Genomic DNA, 22,024 nt, shown 5'->3' with positions numbered 1-22,024 from the left:
CCGGCAGATGCCGCCCCCTCGCCTCGCTCAGAGGTGGTGGGGCGGCTTTTCGTCGAGGAACCGGGCGAGGTCGGCGGCACTGTCTCCGCCGGCCGGGCGCTCACCCCAGCCACGGTCGGTGTCGTCCGAGGACTGCTGGTTCAGCGGGTCATCGAAGATCAGCTTCGCCGCGGGCCTGACCGCCGCGGGCCGCTCAGCGGGCGAGGGCGCGGGGGCCTGCTCGGCATCGGAGGCGTCCGGGTGCGCGGCGACCGACTCAGCGGGCGAGGGCGCAGGGGCCTGCTCGGCGCCGGAGGCGTCCCGGTGCGCGGCGGCCGACTCAGCTTCGGGTTCGGGTTCGGGGGTGGTGCTCACCCCTTCAGAGTACGGGCGGGCCGGGAGCGCCCGCCGACCGGCGGGGACCCACAGCACCCTCTCGGGACGCTCGGGACGGCTCGATATGAGCGGGGCCCGCACCTCTCCTGCCGGGGCCGGGGGCGGGGCCCGTCGGTCACGGGTGGTGGAGCGCCTGGGCGCGGGCCACATCGAGAGGCCCGTCCTCAGGGATCTCCAGGAAGTGCTCCACCTGCCACGCCTGTGCGGTGCGGGCCTGCCGATTGGTGGTCTCCACCCACGGCGGGTAGATACGGAAAGCCCGCTTTCCGCCGGAACCGTTCCTGGAAACGATGCCCCGTTCGCAGAGCACCTCGCGCGAAAAGATGAAGTGCCCGAAGCGGCGGCCCTCGCGGGTGCTGATGACGAAGAGATCCACCGGATCCCCGGAGTCGAACGGCTGGATCGGCCCGCCGGGACTCCGCTTCCACACCGTGACGAACTGGCCGACCTTCGTCGGGGTGGTCTTGGCAACCCGAAACCTGACGGAGGAGCCGTCGAGAGTGAATTCATGTGCCGCGTACTCAGCGCTCTCCGCTTCACGCACCGGCCGGGAGCAGGTGAACCCACAGGGGTCGTAAACCCACGTCTTCGCCGCGAGGAGCTCAGCATGCAGGGAATCCCCATCCGCCCAGCCCTCGGCAACTGCGGGCCGGCACTCCGGGGATTCTTCGGGCTTTGTCTCCATTCCTCCATCGTGTCATTGCCGACCGTCGGACATTTCGGCGGGATATCGATGGCCGGGGCGGGCGGGGGTGCGTGGGCGGGGGTGTCGGGATGGGGTGGCGGGCGGGGTGCACGGGCAAGGGCGCCCGCGGTCGGAACGGCGGGCGGGGTGCACGGCCAAGGCTGCCCGGACTGATGCGGCGCCCGGTTCGTCGTTCTCAGGCGCCGGTGGTCAGGGCCAGCTCGCCGACGACCTGGTCGCCGCTCATCTCCCCGGTCGGGCGGAATCCGAGCCCGAGGTAGAAACGCTCGGGCCCGTCCTCACCCGGAACCCAGGTCACGGTCACACGACGCTGCCCACGCCGTCGGACCTCCGCGCACACGGACTCCACAGCGAACCGGCCGTACCCACGGCCCTGATGTCCCGCGGCGATGTTGAGTCGCCAGATCCCGGAGCGCAGCCTGTCCTCCGGGTTGTCCGGGTCGAATCGAACCAGGAAGAACCCCATGACAAAGCCCACGAGTTGCTCACCGTCGAAGATCAACCGAGGCCAGGCGACCTCGGGTTGCGCATACGCCTCCGCCAGTGACCGCACCACTGGCGCCACCAGCCGCTCCTGGTCGGGTCGCACCTTCAGCCGGCATGCGGCCTCGACGTTGTCCGGTGTGACCTTCTCCAGGCGCAACGTTGACGTCATAGCGGGAACGTACCGGCTGGGTGCTGAGAGCACGACGCAATAAGGGACGCGCCAAGAGTCGTCTGCCGGGCCCCACCGCTGCCGTCATGAGCTGGGGAGATGGCCGCCCCTGGGGAGAGACGTGAGCCGGGTGGGGATGCGAAAACCCCCTGCGCTAGCGGCCCTTGTCGTGGGTGGGGATGGGGTGCGGCCGGTGGCCTTCGAGGGGCCGGGTCGGCGGGCCCTGGGAGGCGCGGCCGCGCCTGAGGGGCCGGTTGCGGTCGCTGCCGGGCAGGGGGTGGCGGGGGTGCGCGTACTCATGACGAGCCATGGGTCAGCAGCCTTTCCGCTCGGGGGTGGTGGGTGGTGGTGGGGAGGGACGGTGGGGAGGAGGGGAGGGTGGGGGCGGGGCGGGGGCCCGGGGGCGAGCGAAGTTCTGCAGTGTGTGGGTGCCCAGGGCGCGGGTGACGGTCGGGAGGGGGTGCGGCCGCCGAGGCCACTGGTGTCGCGCGGGGCGTGGGTGGGGTCGGCCGGGGCGGCGCCACGGTTGCCTCCGAAGCCGCGGCCCTAGGCGGGTGGGGCGTCTGGTGGCTGTGGCACGTGCTCCACGCTAGGCGCGGATGAGGCGAATGGCCCGTTTGGTGACCTGAGTGGGTGAGGGGTGTGCCTCGCCGGAGGGTGAGGGCTGTGCCGCCGGTGGGTGAGGCCGCGGAGCTCGTCAGTGGGTACGGGCCGTGCCTCTCAGGGGATGGAGAGGCTGTTCTCTGGAGAGGTTGGCCCTCCGCCGGAGAGGCTGGTCCTCTAGAGGCGCCACGCTCCCCCGCCCTGCGCTCCCGGCAGGGCCACTCTCCCCCGCGCCGCGCTACCCCGCAGGGCCACATTCCCCCGCGCCGCGCTCCCCCGCAGGGCCACACTCCCTCACGGCGCGCTCCCCCGCCGGGGGCCGCGATCTTGTGGCCGCGCACTCCTCCGAGGGCGGTGCTCCCCCGGAGTGATCCGTCGAGGGCTGCATCTCCTTGAACCATTGCGCCCGAAGGCCGCGCCCTCGAAGAGACCCCTTGAAGGGCCTCGCTTACACGCCACGCTCACTTGAGGACGGGCTCCCCGGAGTAATTCGCTGAGGGGCCGCGCTCCCTTGAAGGAGGAGGCTCGCTATCCCGGGCCTGGGGCGCCGCCGCGTAGGCCGGGCCTGCTTGAAGGCGGGAGGCCGCGCTTGTTGGGGCAGTCGTGACGTCAGTGGGTGGCGGACGGTACGCCCAGGGCCTCGTGCCACCACAGGTCGCGCCCCGGCTTCCAGGAGACCGGTCGCGAGCACCGGTTCACCACCAGGACGGTGCGGTCCACGGCTCCCCCCGAAGCCGCGCCTCGCGCCAGTGCATGGTCGAGCAGCGGCTTCACCGGTCGTACGGCCCCGTCCCAGAACGCCGCATCGGCCGTGATCAGTACCCGGGCCGAGGACTCACGGGTCCGCGCGACCAGTTCGGGCACCGTCAGCGAGACCGGCAGCGTGGTACGTATCGCATCCAGCCGTCCGCAGGCGAGGGTGGCGATCACCGACTCGGGCACCAGCGGCAGATGCACCGCGACCCGGTCACCGGCCTGTACTCCGAGCCGGCGGAGTACGGCGGCGGCGCGCTCGGCCTGGTCGAGGAGCATGCCGTGCGTCAGCTCCTCCTGGCGTCCGGGCTCCCCACTCCAGGTGAGGGCGATCCGCGACGCCTCCGGCTCTTGCACTTCCCGGGCGTCATCTGCATGCTCTGAAGTCACACGGCGCAACATGCGGTTCAGCATGGGGATCACCGATCAACGATCGCTGAACGTCCGTTGTACGGGGCCGGCGCCGCCCCTTCCCGCACCCACGCGGCAGCAGATCGCCCGGGTCCTTTCGGTCACCGCATCGCCCGCCCCGGCTCTTCGCTCCGGGCCTTCCGGCCGTGCGCACAAGCCGCTCCCCGGGTTCCTGCCCCCTTCCGGTGCACTCCATCCCCCTCTCCCCCTCCTTTTCCCATTTTCCTCCGCAGGCGCGAGAGGCGGACCCGTGAGAGGCGAACCCATGAGAGGCGGCCTGATGCCCGTCATGCCGAAATCCGAACCGCACCCCCACCTGGACGCGCGGGCCCGTTGGGCGCTGGCCGCCGTTGCCACCGGCGCGTTCTGCGTTCAACTGGACTCCTTCGCGCTGAATCTGGCGCTGCCCGTCGTCCGCGACGCGCTGCACGGTTCCGCGGCGGCCACCCCCTGGGTCGTCAGTGGCTATCTCCTCGCCGCGGGGTCCCTGATGCCCGTCGCCGGCCGTCTCGGCGACCTGTACGGGCGGCGCCGGATGCTGACGGTCGGGCTGGCGCTCTTCGGTGTCACCGCCGTGCTGTGCGCGCTCGCGCCGTCGCTGCCGCTGCTGGTGACGGCGCGGGTTCTGCAGGGCGCGGGCGGCGCGTTGATCATGCCTGCCGGGCTGGCACTGCTGACCCATGCCTGTCCCCCGGGGCGTGGGCGCCGGGCGATGGGCCGTGCGCTGGGGCTGGCCGGACTGGCCACCGTCTGCGGCCCGTTCCTCGGTGGTGTCCTCGCCCGGTCCGTGTCCTGGCGGGCCGTCTTCTGGCTGACGGTGCCGCTCGCCCTGGCCGCCGCGCTGTGTGCCCGCCGGGCGGCGGAGTCCCGCGATCCGGAGGCCGGGCAGTCCCTCGACGGGATCGGTGCGATCGCCGCGACGGGTGTGGTGGCCTGCCTGGCCCGCTGGCTGGAGCATGTCGCGGACTGGGGGTGGGCGGTCGGCGCGGCGTTGATCGGCGCGCTGTTCGTGCGGGCCGAGCGGCGCTCGTCCGCCCCGCTGGTGGACCTGGCCCTGTTCCGTAACCGCCCGTATGTGGCGCTGACCGTGGCCGGTGCGGTCGCCAACTCCGCGACCGTGGCGCTGTTGTACGTGGTCCCGTGGACGCTTCAGCGGGCCGAGGGGTGGTCGGTGCTGGAGGCGGGGGTGGTCTTTGTTGCTCCTGCGGGCGCACTGGCCGTCGGGGGGCCGCTGGCCGGACGGGTGCGTCCGGGGGCGGCGGTGCCGGTGATGGCGCTCTGTCTCGCGTCCGGCGCAGTCGCGCTGGCGGCCACCACACGCGGTACGGGCACGCTCGCCCTGCTGACGGCCGCGACGGCTGCCGCGGCCGCGCTCGGGGTGGCGGGCGGGCTGGCCCTCACCGGCACGCAGGCGGTGGTGCGCCGCGAGCGGGCGGGCGAGGCGTCCGGGGTGACCAAGGCCGTGATGACGGCCACGGCGGGGGTCGGGCTCGCCCTCACCGACGCGGGGGCGGGTGGTGGGGCCGGCCCGTCCTTGGTGCTGCCCGCCGCCGTCTGCCTGGCCACCGCCGCGGCGCTTGTGGTCGCTCGCGTGCTTAGGCTTCGTCTTGTACGCGGGCTCGTTCCCGTAGTCGGGCGCGTCCTTGGACTCGGGCGCGCTCTCGTACTCGGGCGCGTCCTCGGACTCGGGCGCGCACTCATCTCCGTACGCTCACTCGTCTCCGTACGCGCGCCCGTCTGCGTACGCGCACTCCGTCTCGTACGCGTACTCCTCCCTGTAGGCCGCCGGGCGGACCGACGTCGAATGGACCGATGCGGAGTGGACCGACGCGGAGCGGGCCAGCGCCAAGCCGACCGGCACCGATCAGCCCAATGCCGATCAGCCCGATGCCGAACGGACCGATGCCGAACGGACCGATGCGAGTGAGGCGTTCACGCGCGTGAACGGGCCCGGCGCCGGCCCCCGTGCGCCTACTACACGCCCGCCCCCGCCGCCGCCTCATACCCCCCGATCACATCGCAGACCTCCTCGAACCCGTGTGCCTCCAGCAGGGCTGCCGCTATTACCGAGCGGTTGCCGCTGCGGCAGTACAGGACGACCGGGCGGGCCGGGTCCAGTTCGGCGATGCGGTGGGGCAGGCCGGCGAGGGGGATATTGCGGGCACCGGGGAGGGCGCCTGCCTCGTACTCGGCCGGATTACGGACGTCGATCAGCTGGACATCGGCCTGTGTGGCGTCGGCCGGCATGGCATCGGCCGGGCGGGCGGCGGACGACTCGGCGTCGACCGACTCGGCATCGGCCGTCCGGACACCCCCGGCCGGTCCGTCCTTGCCCAACTGCGACTCCCGCAGCGCCAGTTCCCCATGATGGATGCGTCGGCTGCCGCGGCTGAGTGCGGGCATGCGGTTCAGTACGGCGGTCGGGTCGGGCAGATGGCCGAGGACGTGGTCGTAGCCGATGCGGGCGAGGCGGAGGCGGGCTTCCTGTTCTGTGCCGGGGTCGGCGAGCAGCACGATCGGGGTGCCGGGGGCGACCACGCTGCCGGCGTACTCCGCGAACCGGGTGTCCAGGCTCGTATGGAGTGAGCCGGTCAGATGCGCGCGGGTGTAGGCGGCCAGCGGGCGGCAGTCGAGGAGGACGGCGCCCTGCTGGTCGCGGGCCGCGAGGGCCTCGTCCAGGGTGAGGGCGGGCGGCGGCCCGGGCTCCAGGAGGGGGTGGCCTTCGCGGTTGAGGGCCGCGTCGTGGGCGAAGTAGCCGGGGGTGGTGGGCTGTCCCGCGGTGACCAGCCGGATGAAGTCGGCCTCCGGCATGGGCTGGAGGGCGTAGTTGAACCGGCGCTGGTCGCCGATGGTGGAGCTGGTCTCGCTGGAGAGGTTGCGTCCGCAGGCGGAGCCGGCGCCGTGTGCGGGAAAGACCCGGGTCGCGTCCGGGAGGGCCAGGAGTTTGGTGTGCAGGGAGTGGTGCAGACGGGCGGCCATGTCCTGTGGTGTGTGCCCGGCGGCGGAGAGCAGGTCGGGGCGGCCGACATCGCCGACGAAGAGGGTGTCGCCGGTGAGCACGCCGTACGGCACCTCGTCGTCGGGGTGTTCGCGCAGGACCAGGCAGATGGATTCGAGGGTGTGGCCGGGGGTGGCGAGAACGGTGAGGGTGACCCCCTGGCCGTCGCCCGCTCCGAGCGAGATGTGCTCGCCGTCCCGTAACCGCCGAATGGGGAAACCGGTTTCGGCGGCCTCGCCGAAGGCGATGGTGGCGCCGGTGGCCCGCGCGAGTTCGAGGTGGCCGGAGAGGAAGTCGGCGTGAATGTGCGTCTCGATGACGAGTTCGATCCGCAGGCCGGCGGCTTCCGCGTCGTGCAGGTAGTCGTCGATGTCGCGGCGCGGGTCGACGAGGACGGCGCGTCCGGTGGTCTCGTCGCCGATCAGGTACGACGCCTGGGAGAGGCAGTCGAGGTAGTACTGCGCGAAGTGCACGGTCGGCCTCCAGGGGTGCGCGGGGCCCGTGCGCGGCGGCCGGGGCCCGTTCGGGCAGGGTGCGTTGTGCGGATGCACGGATGTACGTACATTAGGTAGCCGGATGGCGGGCGACAAGCCGGGCAGGCCAGGACGACCACCCGTCACCCCGTATGAAGCCGCTGTCATTTGATTCTGTATCAATAAATCGCCCAGTAACTGGTCACGCCTCACTTGATTCCGCATCCATGACTCCGGCACCACCACTGCAACCCCGTACGCCCGCGGAGGAATCCACCATGACGACCGAGCCGCCGCACGGCGCGCACGGCCCGCGTCCCCTGGACCGGCGCTCGCCGCTGCCCTTGTGGGCGCAGCTCTCCGCCGATCTGCGCCGCCGGATGGAAGCCGGCGCGTTCCGTGAGGAGTTCCCGGCCGAGCACCGGCTCACCGGCGAGTACGAGGTCAGCCGGCACACCGTCCGGGAGGCGCTGCGCAAACTGCGTGCCGAGGGCCTGGTGATCGCCGAACGCGGCCGGACGAGCCGGCTGGACACCCGCCGCATACAGCAGCCGCTGGGCTCGCTCTACAGCCTCTTCCGCGAGCTGGAGGGCCAGGGGGTGGAGCAGCGCAGCGAGGTGCTGCGGCTGGAGCGGACCGCGGACGGCACGGTCGCCGGGCATCTGGGGCTGGTCCCGGAGGCGCCGCTGGTCGTGCTGGAGCGGCTGCGGCTCGCGGACGGCGAACCGCTCGCGCACGACACCGCGTATCTGCCCGCCGAGGTCGCCGAGCCGCTGCTGGACGCCGACTTCGGGCACACCTCGCTCTACGGCGAGCTGACGCGGCGCTGCGAGGTGAAGGTCACCGGTGGCCGGGAGCGGATCCAGCCGTTCCTGCCGGACATCCGGCAGGCGTGGCTGCTGGGGCTGGCCGACCGGGAGGCGGCGTTCGCCATCGAGCGGATCGGGCAGGCCGGGCAGCGGCCGGTGGAGTGGCGCGAGACGGTGGTGCGCGGCGACCGGTTCACCTTCGTCGCGGAGTGGTCCGGCGACAGCCGGGCCGTCGCCCTTGCGCCGCGGGCCTCGTGTCCGTCCTCGTAGCCCTCACGGTGCTGCCGTGCGGGTTGCTGATCGGTCTGCTGCTGGGCGCTCTCGGCGGCGGTGGTTCGGTGCTGGCGGTGCCGGCGCTGGTCTATCTGCTGGGGCAGTCGCCGCACGAGGCGACCGCGGGGGCGCTGGTCGTCGTCACGGTCGGCGCGGTGACCGGGCTGCTGTGCCATGGCAGGGCCGGACGGGTGCGGTGGGCGGCGGGTGCGGCGTTCGGGGCACTGGGTACGGCGGGCAGCTATCTCGGCTCCCGCTGGAGCGCGGCCCTGGATCCCACGGTGCTGATGGCGGCGTTCGCGGGTCTGCTGCTCGTGGTGGCGGCGATGCTGGTGACACGGGGACGGCGCGAGCGGCGTGCGGCGGAGGGCGTCCGGCCCTTACGGGACCCGGCGGAGAGCTCACCGTTACGGGAGGCTGCGGAGACCGTGCCCTTACGGGAGTCCGCGGAGACGAGGGCCTTACGGGACGCCTCGGAGGAGGCCATGCCCTTGCGGGAGCCCGTGGAGACGGCGTCCGTACCGGAACCCGGGGAGTCGGTGCCCTTACCGGGGCCCGGGGAGACGGTGCCCCTATGGGGGTCCGCGGATCCGCTGTCCTCACAGGAGCCCGCGAAGAAGCCGGCCTCACAGGAGCCCACGGAGAGGCCGTCCTCACAGGAGCCCGCGAAGAAGACACCCACACAGGACCCCGCCGAGAAGCCGTCCCCACAGGAGCCCACGGAGGGGCCGCCCTCACAGAACCCCGCCGAGAAGCCGTCCCCACAAGACCCCACCGGGACCGTGCCCTTACGGGACACCCCGGGCCCGGCGTCCTCCGGTGACCCGGGTGGCGGCGCCCGCCGGATGCCCCTGCGCCCCGGCCGCTTCGTCGTGACGGCCTCCGCCGTGGGGCTGCTCACCGGCTTCTTCGGGGTCGGCGGCGGGTTTGTCGTCGTACCGGCCCTCACCCTGGTGCTGGGTCTGGAGATGCCGGTCGCCATCGGCACCTCGCTCCTGGTCATCCTCATCAACTCCCTTACGGCGCTGGGCACCCGGGCCGGTACGGGCGCCCTGGACTGGCCGCTGCTGGCCGCTTTCGCGGCCTGTGCGGCGCTCGGCAGTCACCTCGGCAACCGCCTCACCAACCGGCTGCGCCCCCAAGTCCTGGCCACGGCCTTCGCCTGCCTGGTCACCGTCCTCGCCGTCACCATGGCGGCCACCGCCCTGCCCCGCCTCTGGTAGCCCGCGTCCCGCACGCCGGCCCCCGGCCCCCGGCCCCCGATCCCCGATCCCCGATCCCCGACCGATTCTCACCACCTTCCAGGAGGAGCACATGGCCCCCGCGCCCGCCGCCCCGTCCCACCATCAGGTCCTCATCGTCGGCGGCGGCACCGCCGGCATCACCGTCGCCGCCCGGTTACGCCGTGCCGGGGTCCGGGACATCGCGCTGCTGGAGCCCTCCGAAACGCACTGGTACCAGCCGTTGTGGACGCTGGTCGGCGGCGGTCAGGCGCCGCTGCGTGCCTCGCTGCGCACCGAGGCGGACGTCATGCCGCCGGGGGTGCGCTGGCTGCGGGAGCGCGCCACCGCCGTCGATCCGGCCGCCCGTACGGTCACCACCGCCTCGGGCCGGGTCCTGTCCTACGGGCGGCTGGTGCTCGCCCCGGGCCTGCAGCTCGACTGGGACGGGGTGCCCGGTCTCGCCGCGGCCCTCGGCCATGGCGGGGTGAGCAGCAACTACCGGCCCGATCTCGCGCCGCTGACCTGGGATTTGATCCGCCGGATGCGGAGCGGCACGGCGGTGTTCACCATGCCGTCGGGGCCGGTGAAGTGCGGCGGTGCCCCGCAGAAGATCGCGTATCTGGCGGCGGATCACTGGCGTAAGCGCGGGGTGCTGGGTGCGATCCGCACCATTTTGGTGCTCCCGGAGCCCGCGATGTTCAAGGTGCCGGTGTTCTCCCGTGCGCTGACGGAGACGGCCCGGCGGTACGGCATCGAGGTGCGGCTGAGTTCGGAGATGACCCGTCTCGACGGTGCGGCGCGCGAGGCGGTGATCACCGATCACACCACCGGCAAGACCGAGACCGTCCACTACGACCTGCTGCACGCCGTACCGCCGCAGCGCGCTCCGCAGTGGCTGGCCGACGGCCCGCTCGCCGACCCCGCCTCCCCGTACGGGTACGTCAAGGCCGACCGGGAGACGCTCCAGCACCCGGATTTCCCGAATGTGTTCGTGCTGGGCGATGTCGCCAATCTGCCGACGTCCAAGACGGGCGCCGCGATCCGCAAGCAGGCCCCGGTCGCGGTCGCCAACCTCCTCGCCGGGCTGCGCGGGCGCCCCGCCACCGCCCGCTATGACGGCTACACCTCCTGTCCCCTGGTCACCGCCCGGCACAAGATGCTGCTCGCCGAGTTCGACTACGACCTGCAGCCCACGCCGTCGATCCCCTTCCTCGACACCACCCGGGAACGCACCGACATGTGGTTCCTCAAGCGCTACGGACTGCCGCAGCTCTACTTCAAGGGGATGCTCAAGGGCCTGGCGTAACCCGCACCCCCACCGGGCGGCCCCACCGGGCGGCCCCACCGGCGCGTAACCCCACCCCCCACCGGGCAGGGATCATGCAAGGGGCACATCACCCCCCTAAGGGCGATCCCCCACCCCCGCCCTAAGCCCCCGTCACCTCACCCACCGCACACCCCACGTTGTCCGGCGCCCCCGCCTCGCGGGCCAGCCGGATCAGTTCGCGTACGGCCTGGTCGGGGCCGTCGGCCGCGGTCAGCACCTGCTGGATCGCCTCGGCCGGCAGCACCCCGGTCAGGCCGTCGGTGCACAGCAGATAGCGCTCCCCGGGCCTGGCCTCCAGGAGTTGCAGATCGGGGGCGAACTCGGTGGACGCGTCGAGCGACCGCAGCAGCTGTGTGCGCTGCGGATGCGAGGCGGCCTCCTCGGGGGTGAGCCGGCCCTCGTCGATCAGCGACTGGACCAGGCTGTGGTCGTGGGTGATCTGGAAGAGGCCGGAGTCGCGCAGGACGTAGGCGCGGGAGTCCCCGATGTGCAGCAGCGCCAGCTGTGCGCCGGAGCGGAGCAGCGCGGTGAGGGTGCTGCCGGTCGTACTGCCGGTCGCCGCGTCACCCGCCGGGGCGGCGCGGTGGGCTCGGCGGGCCGCCTCCTCCAGGACGCCCAGCAGGTCCGCCGAGGTCAGGTCCTGTTCTTCCAGGTCCTTGAGCGCCTCGATCGCGGCGGTCGCGGCCGGGCCGCCGTCCGGGCCGTAGCCGTCGGCGACGGCCAGCAGCCGCGGTCCGGCGTGGGCGGCGTCCTGGTGGAGCGGACGTATCAGCCCCTGGTCGGTCAGGGCGGCGCAGCGCATCGTCAAGGGAGTGCGTGGTGTGGTCATGGCGGTGTTCTTCCTCTCCAGCTGGTCGACGAGGAAGGCGGCCAGGTCCCGGCGGGCCGCGGTGTCGGCCTCGACCTGCGCCCAGTACGCGGCGACCGCCACGGCCGCCGCGGCCGGTGCCAGCTCGCACACCTCGCGGATGCGGGCCAGCGGCATACCGAGCCGGCGCAGCCAGGCCACCAGCCGGGCCCGCTCCAACTGGGCCGGGGCGTAGTGGCGGTAGCCGCTGTGCGGGTCGACATGGGCCGGGGGCAGCAGGCCGAGCTCGTCGTAGAGGCGCAGCGCCTTCGGCGAGAGCCGGGAGGCCCGGGCGAACGCCCCGATGGTCAGCAGCGCACCGTCCTCGCGCGGCGCCGTGCCCCCGTATCCGTCCACCCGTCCGCCCTCCTCGTACCGGGCGCCTCGCCCGGTACGGCCGATGCTGGGGCTTGCCCCAAGGGCAAGGTCAAACGCCGGCCACCGCCCCGCCCGGACCGCCCGGATCAGCCGGACCGGCCGGACCGACCGGACCGGCCTTGCCCCGCCGCCTCCGTCACGGCCGCGGTATCGCCGTCCCGACCGCACCCGAACCTGCCTGCCTCGCCTGCCGCGCCGCCACCGTCACCCCCGCGATACCGCCGCCCCCCGTCACACCCGGACCCGCCTACCTCACCCCCACCGTCACCCCCGCCGTATCGCCACCCCCGCCGCCTCCGCCGCCCCGGGAGCCAGCCGGTTGAGCGCGGCGGCGGTCAGTGCCTCGACGCCCATGGTGAGGGTCGGCCGGACCACGGGGACGAAGTGCGGTGAATGGTTGGACGGGATGTCCTGGGCGAGCCGCCCGGCCGCCAGCGCCGTCCGGAACTCCTCCGGGTCCCAGCCGCCCAGCCACCAGTAGTAGAGCGGGGCCCCGGCGGCGGTCGCCAGCAGTCCGGCGTCCTCGCTTCCCGTGGCCGGTTCGTAGGCGAACAGCCGCTGTTCTCCGAAGAGTTCGGTGAACTGCTCGTTGACCTCCCGCAGGGTCGTGGCGTCGTTGACGGTGACGGGGAAGGAGTCCAGGACCTCGGTGTCCGGCGCGCGGTCCGCCCCGGAGGCGGCGGCCTCGGCGCGCGCGATGCGGTCGATGGCGGCCAGCACGGCGGTGCGGACGGTCTCGTCGAAGGTGCGGACGCTGAGCCGTACGACGGCCCGGTCGGGGATGACATTGGCGGTGTCCCCGGCGTGGAAGGAGCCGACCGTGACCACCGCCTGGTCCTTGGGCGCGACCTCGCGGGCCACGACGGACTGCACCCGCTGGACGAAGGATGCCGCCATCAGGATCGGGTCGATGGTGGTCTCGGGGCGCGAGCCATGGCCGCCGGTGCCGTGGAAGGTGATCTCCAGGCTGTCGGCGGCCGCCATGCAGGGGCCGGGGCAGTAGGCGATCAGCCCGGCACCGAGCGGGGCGACATGCTGGGCCAGCACCACATCGGGGGTGGGAACCAGGCTCTTGCTGTAGAGGCCGGCGTCGATCATGGCGCGTGCACCGCTGCCGACCTCCTCGGCGGGCTGGAAGAGCGCGATCAGGGTGCCGGACCAGTGGTCGCGGCCCGCCGCGAGCAGGTCGGCGGCGCCCAGCAGGCAGGTCACATGGACGTCGTGCCCACAGGCGTGCATCCGGCCGGGGACCGTGGAGGCGTAGTCCAGGCCGGAGTTCTCGGTGACGGGCAGCGCGTCCATGTCGGCGCGCAGCAGGACCACGGGGCCCGGGCCGTTGCGCAGGACGCCGGCGACGCCGGTCACGGCGATGCCGGTGGTGACGTCATAGCCGCAGCCGGTCAGCCGGCGGGCTGCCTCGGCGGCCGTACGGGTCTCCTGGAAGCCGAGTTCGGGGTGGCGGTGCAGGTCTTCGTAGAGGGCCACGAGGTCCGCGAGGCGGTCGTCGAGCGGGGCCAGGACGGCAGCGGGGGCGGAGCTGCCGCGGGGGCCGGCGTTAGCGGTCGTGCCTGTCGTGTCGCTGTCGCTCATACACGCATTCGACCATGAACGGTCACCCGGCATCGAGCGACGACCCCTGGCATACCCCGGAACCTTCCCGTAGGGGCCCCCGCCCGTCCTGGCCGGACTTCGCGGTTGCCGCTCCCTCCGTTCGTGACACCGGGGCCCGTGGCTGCAACGGTGGATCACCGCCTGCGACCGGGACCAGCAAGCACAAGCCGATGACTGGAGGCTGACGTTGGCCACTTCCCCCAACCGACCGACCGGCGAGCCCCGCGACCTCACGGCTCATCTGATGGACCAGGCCATGGGCCATCTCTTCTCCGCCGCCCTGCGCACCGCGGTGCAGCACCGCATCGCCGACCATCTCGCCGAGGGCCCGCGCACGGCCGAGCAGCTGGCCGCCACCACCGGCACCCACGCCCCTCATCTGCGCCGCGTCCTGCGCTATCTCGCCACCCGCGGCATCTTCCGGGAGGACGCCGCGGGCGCCTATCAACTGACGCCGGCCGCCCGGCCGCTGCGTACGGACGTCCCCGATTCGCTGCACGCCGCCGTGCTGATGATGACCGACGAGATGTTCCTGCGGACCTCGGCCGCCATGCCGGAGGCCGTGGCACACAGCGGCGCGTCCTTCGAGCGGATCTTCGGGGCGCCCCTCTTCGCGCATCTGCTGTCGGACCCGGCCGCCCGCCGGCTCCTCGACGACGGGATGTCGTCGCTGTCCGCCCCGGTGGACGAGGCGGTGGCCGCCACCTACCCCTTCCCCGCGACCGGCACGGTCGTGGACATCGGCGGCGGCCGCGGCGGGCTGCTGCGCGCCGCGCTGCGCCGCCACCCGCAGCTGACCGGTGTGCTCTTCGACCAGGCGCCGCCGCTGGCCCACCACCTCCTGGACGATGACGAGTTGAAGGGCCGCTGGCGCACCCAGGAGGGTGACTTCTTCGAGTCCGTACCGGAGGGCGGTGACCTCTACGTCCTCAAGCACGTCTTGCACGACTGGCCGGACGAGCCGTGCCGGCGCATCCTGCGCAGCTGTCACCGGGCGATGGCGACCGGCAGCCGGCTGCTGGTCATCGACTCCGTGCTGCCGCCGGGCAACGCGCCGCACTTCGGCAAGACCATGGACGTCGCGATGATGGCGGTGGTCGACGGGCAGGAGCGCACCGCGGAGGAGTTCGCGACGCTGCTGTCGGCAGGCGGGTTCCGGCTGACGCGGGTGCTGCCGACCTCGGCCTTCCCCTCGATCGTGGAGGCGGTCGCCGAGTAGCCGCCGCCGTTCCGGGCGACACGCCCCGCCCCGCTCCCGTCGTGGGCGACACGCCGCACACCATCCCGGGCGACACGCCCCGCCCGCTCCGCTCGTGGACGACACGCCGCACGCCGTCCCAGGCCACACGCCCCGCCCGGCTCCCCTCTTGGACGACACGCCGCACACCGTCCCGGGCGACACGCCGCGCCCCGCTCCCCTCATTGGCGGCACCGCCCGCCCGCGCTCTACTGAGGGCGGCCGCAACGGCCGACGAGAGGAGCTGACGTGCCGGTCCTCATGCGGGCGCGCCGCCGCGACGAGGAGCACCGCGCCGCCACCCCGCTGGAGCTCTTCTTCGACCTGTGTTTCGTCGTGGCGATCGCCCAGGCCGGCCGCCAGCTGGCGCATGCGCTCGCCGAGGGGCACCCGGGGCACGGCGTGTCCGGCTATCTGATGCTCTTCTTCGCCATCTGGTGGGCCTGGATGAACTTCAGCTGGTTCGCCTCGGCGTACGACACCGACGACGCGCTCTACCGCGTGGTGACGCTCGTCCAGATGGCGGGGGTGCTGGTCCTGGCCGCGGGCGTGCCGCGGGCCTTCGCACACAGCGACTTCACCGTCATCTGGTTCGGGTACCTGGTGATGCGGCTGGCCATGGTCACCCAGTGGCTGCGGGTCGCTCTCGGCAACACCGACGCAGAGCGGCGCACCGCGCTGCGCTACGCCTTGGGGGTGACGGTGTGCCAGATCGGCTGGCTGGGCCTGCTGCTCCTGCCCGTGCACGACGTCCCCTGGGTGTTCGTGGTCGTTGGCCTGCTGGAGCTGGCGGTCCCCGCGCTTGCCGAGCGGGAGCGGCAGACGACCTGGCATCCGCATCACATCGCCGAGCGCTACGGCCTGTTCACCATCATCGTGCTGGGCGAGACGATCGCGGCGGCCACTCTCGCCGTGCAGTCGGCGCTGGACCGGAACGACGCGCTCGGCACGCTGCTGCCGATCGCGGGCGGCGGGCTGCTGCTGGTCTTCGCCGCGTACTGGATCTATTTCGCGGTGCCCATCCACCTTCACCTCCGCTCGAACCGTCAGGCGTTCCTGTGGGGCTATGGGCACTACCTCGTGTTCGGCTCGGCGGCCGCGGTCGGGGCGGGCATCGAGATCGCGGTGGAGGAGTCCTTCGGCAGGGCGCATCTGTCGGCGTTCGCGGCGGCCGCCTGTGTCACGGTGCCGGCGGCGCTGTTCATGCTCACGGTGTGGCTGATCCACTCCCGGCACCAGAAGCGTGGCCTGGCACAGCAGCTGGTGCTGCCGGTGTCGGCGCTGCTGGTCCTGGTGTGCACCTTCGCCGGGGACTGGGCGGTCCTGGCGACCGGGCTGGTGGCCTCCGCCACCGTGGCGGCCGGTGTCGGCCTCACGTCCCGTCAGGGCACCGCGCTGGTGGAGTAGCGGCCCCCGTCACCCATCTCGACGATCGCCCCGGCACCGATCTCCCCGAACGTGCGACTGCCGCCCCCGCAAGGCCTTCGGCGCCGCCTCGCCCTGCCTCCCGCCGCGGACCTGACGCCCCGTCCAGCCCTGTCCTAGCCCTGATCCCGCATCAGATTCGGCCATCTTCACCCTCCGCCGGACGAGGGGCCCTCACCAGCACGGCCGCCACTCCCGACCCACCCCATTGCCCGTCAATTACCCACCAATGGACCCCACTTCCCGCCACTTCGCCCCCTTGTTCCCCACTGTTCACATGGACCAGCGGAGGCGAGCGGACGCTGAAGCGGTAGGGTGCAGATTGCCCTTTTTATGACAGGGGGTGTCCCTGTGGAAGACCGAAGGAAGCCCCGGGACCGACCGCCGTCCGTACCTGAGGAGACGCCAGCCATGGCCCGCCACGCTCAGTCCCGCGCGCGGACGAGACTGTCCCGGCGCAGCAAGGCCGTGAGCGGTCTCGCCCTCTCCACCCTGGTCGGCACCGCCCTGTGGGCGTGGCCGGCCTCGGGCGACGACCACAACAGCGGGACCGACGCCAAGAGCACCATGTCGACGACGGCTTCCGGCCCGGACACGCCACGTACGCCCGCGTCCGCGCCGAAAACCGCCCCGAACGCCGCACCGAACGCCCCGGCCGGACGGCCGATCCCGGGCCTCAGTGACGCGGCCAGGAAGCGGATACCGGCCGACTCCCGGCAGGTGCTGGTCGTCACCGGCAAGGACATGGACTCCTTCCAGTCCCGTGTCGTCCTCTACACCCGCGAGGACGACTCGGACGACTGGGAGCCGGGCCCCACCTGGGCCGCGCACAACGCCGCCCACGGCTGGACCGACGACCACCGCTACGGCGATCTGCGCTCGCCCATCGGGGTCTACCCCCTCACCGACGCGGGCGGCCTGCTGCCCGCGCCCGAGGGCACCAAGCTCCCCTACGACCACAACAGCAGCTTCGTCGCCGACGGCACCGGCGTGGAGGGCGAGCCGCTGGCCGGCGCCTTCGACTACGTCATCGCCATCAACTACAACCGCGAGCCGGGCACCTCCCCCCTGGACCAGCAGCGCCCGTGGGGCGCCGCCAAGGGCGGCGGCGTCTGGCTGCACGTCGACCACGACGGGCCCACCCAGGGCTGTATCAGCCTCAAGCCCAAGGTGATGCGGGAGCTGCTGCGCACCCTCGACCCCGACCTGCACCCGGTCATCGTGATGGGACCGGCCGATTACTGAGCAGCAGGCGGGCCCGCCGTACCCCACGGGGCCGCAGGACGCCCTCACCGACGTCCTCGGCCTCCGGGTCGGCCACGCCCAGCGCATCGGTGACGGCCATCTGACCGGCACCACCGTCGTCCTGGCCCCCGAGGGCGGCGCCGTCGCGGCCGTCGACGTACGCGGTGGCGGCCCCGGCACCCGGGAGACCGACGCGCTGGACCCGCGCAATCTCGTCCAGCACGTCGAGGCGCTGGTGCTGACCGGCGGCAGCGCCTTCGGTCTTGACGCCGCGTCCGGTGTCGCCGCGTGGCTGGAGGACCAGGGCCGGGGCTTCCGGGTCGGCCCGGACCCCGCCCAGGTCGTCCCCGTCGTGCCGGCCGCGGCCCTCTTCGACCTGGGCCGCGGCGGCAACTGGCGGGCCCGCCCGGACGCCGCCCTGGGCCGGGCGGCGGTCTCCGCCGCGGCGGGCACCGAGCCCGGCGCTCCCGTCGCACAGGGCAACACGGGCGCCGGCACGGGCGCGGTGGCCGGCGGCCTCAAGGGCGGCATCGGCACCGCGAGCGCCATCCTCCCCTCGGGCGCCACCGTCGCCGCCCTGGCCGCCGTCAATGCCGCGGGCTCCGTCACCGACCCCCGCACCGGCGCCCTCTACGGCCATCTGTACGAGGACCCCACCGCCCTCCCGGCCCTCGAGGTGCACGCCGCCGCCCTGCGCCGACTGGCCGAGGCCCGGGAGATCTCCCTGACCCGTTCGGCAGCGTCCGTCCGTCCGCCGCTCAACACCACCCTCGTCGTGGTCGCCACCGACGCCACCCTCACCCGCGCCCAGGCCCACAAGCTCGCCGGCACCGCCCACGACGGCCTGGCCCGCGCCATCCGCCCCGTCCACCTTCTCTCCGACGGCGACACGGTCTTCGCCCTGTCCACCGCCACCCGCCCCCTTACCCCCGAAGAGCCCCCCACCGACCCCGCCTTCGGCATCCACACCGAGGCCGGCGCCCTGAACGACCTCCTCGCCGCCGGCGCGGACGTCCTGACCCGCGCCGTGGTCAACGCCGCCCTCGCAGCAGAAACGGTGCGCGGTCCCGGCGGCGTCTTCCCGTCGTACCGGGACCTGTACGGAAGCGCCTGACGGGCGACGTCGCTCATCCCCCGCCTCGGGCCGCCCGGACGGACATCAGCCGTGTCCCGTTCTCGTGACCGTCGACAACGACATCGGGCCGACGGCCACGGCGCACGTCGTCGGCCTGTTCAGTGGAACGTCTTGGCGCCGAGAGGGTGCTGCCGGTCGAAGCCGGGGAGGATGAGGAATGTCGCGCTGGCGGTGGTGGTGGTGAATCCCAGCAGTGCGTCGGAATCATCCATACGGGCAAGCGTGTTGGTGAAGGTGCGTAAGTCGTTCTGGAAGCTGATGAAGAGCAGGCCGGGGTGGGGCGCGTCGGTGCTGTAGGAGCGGCGGAGCATGAGACCCACGCCGGCCACATGGGGGCTGGCCCGGCGGACATGGGCGTCGGCCGGGACGAGGTAGCGCCCGTCCGGTGTTTTGGCGCCGAGGTCCGGGTCCCAGGCCGCGGTCCCTCCGGAGAGGGGCACGCCGGTGGCTCTGCGCCGCCCGAAGACCGCCTCCTGGTCGGCGACGGAGAGCGCGGTGAACCGCGGCAGGTCGAGTTCCATGCGCCGTACCACTGCGATCGTGCCGCCGCCGACGGAAGCCGGCCCGGCCAGCCACAGGTGGCGTCGGTGTTCGGCCGTCGTGTGCGGGCCCACGATGCCGTCGATGAAACCGAGCAGATTCCGTGGCGCGGAGATGCCCTTGTCCACGGGGATGTCCGGACCGCGGCGTCCGGACTGCCGCCAGCGTTCACGTATCCGGTGACCGGCCTGCTCCAGAAGCGCGGAGGCGACGACCGGTAACAGCAAGGGGTCGCCGGCGCAGATCTGTAGCAGCAGGTCCCCGCCGCGCGCCTGCGGGGCGATCTGCTCGCGGGAGAAGCGGGGGAGGTCTGCCGCGCCGGGCAGGGAGGGATCGGCCATGCGCACCAGCCGTGGGCCCACCCCGATCGTCACGGTGAGATCGCCCGGCGGCAGGCCCAGCAGTCGTGGATCGGTTCCCGCGGTGAGCGTGTGAACGGCCTGGCCGAGTTCGGCCAGCAGCGGGCCGACGGCCACGGCGTCGCCGAGGTCGGCCACCACCGCGAGGAGGTTCGGCTGGGCCGGTTGCGGGAGCGTGATGCCTGCCTGATGGCGTCCGGTCGGCGCCACCCGTGTGGGTGACGCGGGGGAAGAGGGCCGGCTCGGCCGAGGTGCGGGCGATTCGCACCCGGCGGTGATCCCGGTGGCCGCCACTGCCCCGGTGGCACCGATGAACGCGCGGCGTGATGGACGGGACTCGGCTCGGCTCACGGCGTGCAGAATGCCATATCCCTTATGGGGCAGGCGAGTTGATCGGCCTCCGGGGAGGGATGACTTCATGCCAGGATGACGCCATGCCTCGTCTCCGTCTTCGCGTGATGGCCGCGTTACTGAGCACACTGACATGCGTACTGGCGGGCTGCGGGCCCGGCGATGACGGGTCGAACCACGGCCGGCGGCCACCCGGCGCGCACGTGACGATCAGAGTGCCGGCTGACGCCCCGTCGATCTCGGATGCGGTGTCTCTCGCTCACCCCGGTGACCTGGTGCTGGTCGCGCGGGGCGTGTACCACGAGTCGGTGAAGGTCTCCACGCCTCGGGTCACTCTTCGCGGGGAGTCCCGGGACAAGGTCGTGATCGACGGGCGGTTGCGGCAACCGAACGGCGTCGTCGTCAGCGCGCCCGGGGTGGCCGTGGAGAACCTGACCGTAAGGAACAACACGCAGAACGGGGTCCTGGTCACCGGTTCGGCGAAGGCGGTCGCCGGGCTACCGGGGCGTTCCGGGGGCTACGACACCGGCGATGAGCCGGTCACCTTCCTGAAGTCGTTCCTGGTCTCCTACGTGACCGCGACCCGCAACGGTCTGTACGGCATCTACGCGTTCTCCGCGCAGAACGGTGTCATCGAGCACTCGTACGCGTCAGGCGGGGCCGACTCGGGCATCTACGTCGGACAGTGCAAGCCGTGTCGCATCGTGGTGCGGGACAACATCGCCGAACTCAACGCGGTCGGTTACGAAGGCACCAACGCCAGCGAAGACATGTACGTGGTCCGCAACCGCCTGGTCGGCAACCGGGTCGGCCTGACCACCGACTCCGACCATCAGGAGAAGCTGCTCCCGCAGCAGGGCGCCGTCATCGCGGGCAATCTGATCGCGGCCAACCAGCAGACGGCCACCCCGGAGCAGGCCGACGGCGGGTGGGGCACCGGGATCGGCATCGACGGCGGCAGCGGCAACCACTTCCTCCGCAACCGCGTCGCCGGCAACAGCAACGCCGGGCTGGTGATCACCGCGACCGCCGACCTGCCTCCGGTGGGCAACCGGATCGTGGACAACACGTTCACCGGCAACGGCATCGACGTCGGCTGGACGTTCCCCACCGCCACGCGGGGACGGGGCAACTGCCTGCGTGGCAATGATCTGCGCACCACCGTGCCCGCCCGGCTCGCGAGAACCGAGTCCTGCCCGCTTCCGGCCCGGTCGCCCTCGCCGGCCGGCAGGTGGGCGATGCCGACGGCGCCGCGTGGCATCCCGTTCACCGAGGTCGCGGCGCCGGGTCCACAGCCGCAGTTCCCGCACGCCACCACTACGGGCGCCACCGCTGTCCCGGCCGTTCCGGCCCTGCCGAAGACGGCGGGCATCCCGCTGCCGCCGGCGTCCCTGCTCGCCGCGAACGCGCGGGTGCGGACGTCCTGAACAGCGGCTACCGGGTCGGGGTGACTCCGGGTACCGGCTTGACCGGAACGTACTTGTGGGTGTCGAAGTCGATGACCACCGGCTGCGGCTCGGAAGCCACGCTGACGCGGACCCGGTACATGGTGCCGTCCGAGGCGACCCAGTAGCGCACGTTGCCCGCCGTTCCGGAGCGGTCACGGGAGGACGGCCCGGTCATGACGTCCACCCGGTGCCCGTCCACCTGATCTCGTCCCCACCAGGCGGCGCCGTTCTGCGGCAGCAGTTCGGCGTTGTCCGGCCGGTCGCTGCCGAGCTTGAGGGCGATGCTCAGCGAGCTGTCCAGCGCGCTGCCGGACGACAGCAGCGGACGGCTGTGCCAGGCCGAGCGGGGCGGCGACGCGGGTGCGTGCGCCGGGGCGTTCGCGAGCGGGTGGACGAACACCGAGGTGGCCGTCCACCCGATCAGCCCGTCGCTGGATGTGTCGCGCCCGGTGCCGTGCACCACGCCGTAACCGAGCTTGCGTTGGTAGTCGACGGACCCGGTGACGATCAGCCCGCCGGCGGTGCCCGGCACAGTGATCGTCACCGCGCGGCCGTGCGCCGCGTAGTTACGGAACCGCGTGATCGCCAGCCGGTTCGCCTCATCCGGCGTCAGTGTGCGCGGACCGCCGGTGCCGGAGCCTCCGTCGGCGACCAGGAACGCGGCCACCGCGGTGGCCGCTATGCCGATGACGGCTGCCGCCCAGCGTGGCCGCAGCCATCGGCGCCGGCCAGCCGCACGGCCCGGTAGAGCTTGCTGGATTCTCCCGCTCCGCACGCGGCTCGACGCTGACACTCTTCTGATTCACCCTCTCGATCACCACACCGCTCGGCCGCCGTGTGGT

The 22,024-nt window shown here is 72.8% G+C and carries 19 protein-coding genes; 9 read left to right on the top strand and 10 right to left on the bottom strand.

Translation table 11 applies throughout. The features are described 5' to 3' along the window. Positions 1–27 precede the first annotated feature (27 nt). The 5 genes from STRNI_RS24870 to STRNI_RS24850 form a co-directional block, all read right to left on the bottom strand. Positions 28–354 (bottom strand): hypothetical protein, encoded by a 327-nt coding sequence (locus STRNI_RS24870; protein WP_159487925.1) that lies wholly within the window; start codon positions 352–354, stop codon positions 28–30. Positions 355–490: 136 nt separating this feature from the next. Continuing rightward, positions 491–1,060, bottom strand: a complete 570-nt coding sequence (locus STRNI_RS24865) for a MepB family protein (RefSeq protein ID WP_277412028.1) — start codon at positions 1,058–1,060, stop codon at positions 491–493. A gap of 196 nt (positions 1,061–1,256) precedes the next feature. Then, positions 1,257–1,736 (bottom strand): GNAT family N-acetyltransferase, encoded by a 480-nt coding sequence (locus STRNI_RS24860; RefSeq protein WP_026169891.1) that lies wholly within the window; start codon positions 1,734–1,736, stop codon positions 1,257–1,259. Positions 1,737–1,890: 154 nt separating this feature from the next. Then, positions 1,891–2,046 carry a hypothetical protein gene (locus STRNI_RS24855; protein WP_158686049.1) on the bottom strand — a complete coding sequence of 52 codons (156 nt, stop codon included), beginning with the start codon at positions 2,044–2,046 and terminating at the stop codon, positions 1,891–1,893. A gap of 902 nt (positions 2,047–2,948) precedes the next feature. After that, positions 2,949–3,482, bottom strand: coding sequence for an AMP-binding protein (locus STRNI_RS24850; protein WP_266445603.1), 534 nt, complete (start codon positions 3,480–3,482; stop codon positions 2,949–2,951). A gap of 310 nt (positions 3,483–3,792) precedes the next feature. On the opposite strand from STRNI_RS24850, the gene STRNI_RS24845 reads away from it, so the two are divergent. Beyond that, positions 3,793–5,430, top strand: coding sequence for an MFS transporter (locus tag STRNI_RS24845; RefSeq protein WP_277412027.1), 1,638 nt, complete (start codon positions 3,793–3,795; stop codon positions 5,428–5,430). Between the two features lie 47 nt (positions 5,431–5,477). Here STRNI_RS24845 and STRNI_RS24840 read toward each other — a convergent pair whose 3' ends face one another. Next, entirely contained in the window at positions 5,478–6,974 is a 1,497-nt protein-coding gene (locus STRNI_RS24840; protein ID WP_277412026.1) for an MBL fold metallo-hydrolase, read from the bottom strand. Between the two features lie 278 nt (positions 6,975–7,252). On the opposite strand from STRNI_RS24840, the gene STRNI_RS24835 reads away from it, so the two are divergent. The 3 genes from STRNI_RS24835 to STRNI_RS24825 all read left to right on the top strand — a co-directional run bounded on the left by STRNI_RS24835 (position 7,253) and on the right by STRNI_RS24825 (position 10,585). Beyond that, positions 7,253–8,053 (top strand): GntR family transcriptional regulator, encoded by an 801-nt coding sequence (locus STRNI_RS24835; protein ID WP_277412025.1) that lies wholly within the window; start codon positions 7,253–7,255, stop codon positions 8,051–8,053. Further along, complete coding sequence (locus STRNI_RS24830) at positions 8,038–9,279, top strand: sulfite exporter TauE/SafE family protein (RefSeq protein WP_277412024.1); 1,242 nt, start codon at positions 8,038–8,040, stop codon at positions 9,277–9,279. The genes STRNI_RS24835 and STRNI_RS24830 overlap by 16 nt, the downstream gene beginning before the upstream one ends. 91 nt (positions 9,280–9,370) lie before the next feature. Continuing rightward, positions 9,371–10,585: an NAD(P)/FAD-dependent oxidoreductase gene (locus STRNI_RS24825; RefSeq protein ID WP_018091151.1), complete on the top strand. Its 1,215-nt coding sequence runs from the start codon at positions 9,371–9,373 to the stop codon at positions 10,583–10,585. Positions 10,586–10,706: 121 nt separating this feature from the next. Here STRNI_RS24825 and STRNI_RS24820 read toward each other — a convergent pair whose 3' ends face one another. Together STRNI_RS24820 and STRNI_RS24815 are read right to left on the bottom strand one after the other, a co-directional pair. Next, entirely contained in the window at positions 10,707–11,810 is a 1,104-nt protein-coding gene (locus tag STRNI_RS24820) for a MerR family transcriptional regulator (protein WP_277412023.1), read from the bottom strand. A gap of 285 nt (positions 11,811–12,095) precedes the next feature. Further along, on the bottom strand, positions 12,096–13,421 hold the full coding sequence (locus STRNI_RS24815; protein ID WP_277412022.1) for an amidohydrolase: 1,326 nt from the start codon (positions 13,419–13,421) through the stop codon (positions 12,096–12,098). Positions 13,422–13,629: 208 nt separating this feature from the next. Between STRNI_RS24815 and STRNI_RS24810 the strand changes: the two genes are divergently transcribed. From STRNI_RS24810 to STRNI_RS24795, 4 genes are all read left to right on the top strand, one after another. Continuing rightward, the gene (locus STRNI_RS24810; protein ID WP_018091154.1) at positions 13,630–14,661 is read left to right on the top strand and encodes a methyltransferase; all 1,032 of its coding nucleotides are present in this window, start codon (positions 13,630–13,632) and stop codon (positions 14,659–14,661) included. A gap of 267 nt (positions 14,662–14,928) precedes the next feature. After that, positions 14,929–16,086, top strand: a complete 1,158-nt coding sequence (locus STRNI_RS24805) for a low temperature requirement protein A (protein WP_277412021.1) — start codon at positions 14,929–14,931, stop codon at positions 16,084–16,086. A gap of 429 nt (positions 16,087–16,515) precedes the next feature. Continuing rightward, positions 16,516–17,349 (top strand): L,D-transpeptidase family protein, encoded by an 834-nt coding sequence (locus STRNI_RS24800; protein WP_018091156.1) that lies wholly within the window; start codon positions 16,516–16,518, stop codon positions 17,347–17,349. Further along, positions 17,342–18,463 (top strand): P1 family peptidase, encoded by a 1,122-nt coding sequence (locus STRNI_RS24795; protein WP_277413318.1) that lies wholly within the window; start codon positions 17,342–17,344, stop codon positions 18,461–18,463. Before STRNI_RS24800 ends, STRNI_RS24795 begins: the two co-directional genes overlap by 8 nt. 119 nt (positions 18,464–18,582) lie before the next feature. Here STRNI_RS24795 and STRNI_RS24790 read toward each other — a convergent pair whose 3' ends face one another. Beyond that, positions 18,583–19,734, bottom strand: coding sequence for a Dyp-type peroxidase (locus STRNI_RS24790; protein WP_277412020.1), 1,152 nt, complete (start codon positions 19,732–19,734; stop codon positions 18,583–18,585). Positions 19,735–19,949: 215 nt separating this feature from the next. Between STRNI_RS24790 and STRNI_RS24785 the strand changes: the two genes are divergently transcribed. Beyond that, positions 19,950–21,161 (top strand): right-handed parallel beta-helix repeat-containing protein, encoded by a 1,212-nt coding sequence (locus tag STRNI_RS24785; protein WP_274740522.1) that lies wholly within the window; start codon positions 19,950–19,952, stop codon positions 21,159–21,161. A gap of 7 nt (positions 21,162–21,168) precedes the next feature. Here the strand turns inward: STRNI_RS24785 and STRNI_RS24780 are convergent, their stop codons facing one another. Further along, positions 21,169–21,849, bottom strand: coding sequence for a hypothetical protein (locus STRNI_RS24780; RefSeq protein ID WP_159489328.1), 681 nt, complete (start codon positions 21,847–21,849; stop codon positions 21,169–21,171). Positions 21,850–22,024 lie beyond the last annotated feature (175 nt).

The organism is Streptomyces nigrescens (assembly GCF_027626975.1).
GTDB lineage: Bacteria > Actinomycetota > Actinomycetes > Streptomycetales > Streptomycetaceae > Streptomyces > Streptomyces nigrescens.
Note: the sequence above shows the minus strand (reverse complement) of the source record. Positions and strands in the feature narration are given on the sequence as shown.

Bases quoted from the DNA above. Each gene is read 5' to 3' on its own strand.
- STRNI_RS24855 (WP_158686049.1), bottom strand. From the start codon at position 2,046: ATGGCTCGTCATGAGTACGCGCACCCCCGCCACCCCCTGCCCGGCAGC.
- STRNI_RS24865 (WP_277412028.1), bottom strand. From the start codon at position 1,060: ATGGAGACAAAGCCCGAAGAATCCCCGGAGTGCCGGCCCGCAGTTGCC.
- STRNI_RS24845 (WP_277412027.1), top strand. From the start codon at position 3,793: ATGCCGAAATCCGAACCGCACCCCCACCTGGACGCGCGGGCCCGTTGG.
- STRNI_RS24815 (WP_277412022.1), bottom strand. From the start codon at position 13,421: ATGAGCGACAGCGACACGACAGGCACGACCGCTAACGCCGGCCCCCGC.
- STRNI_RS24860 (WP_026169891.1), bottom strand. From the start codon at position 1,736: ATGACGTCAACGTTGCGCCTGGAGAAGGTCACACCGGACAACGTCGAG.
- STRNI_RS24835 (WP_277412025.1), top strand. From the start codon at position 7,253: ATGACGACCGAGCCGCCGCACGGCGCGCACGGCCCGCGTCCCCTGGAC.
- STRNI_RS24825 (WP_018091151.1), top strand. From the start codon at position 9,371: ATGGCCCCCGCGCCCGCCGCCCCGTCCCACCATCAGGTCCTCATCGTC.
- STRNI_RS24800 (WP_018091156.1), top strand. From the start codon at position 16,516: ATGGCCCGCCACGCTCAGTCCCGCGCGCGGACGAGACTGTCCCGGCGC.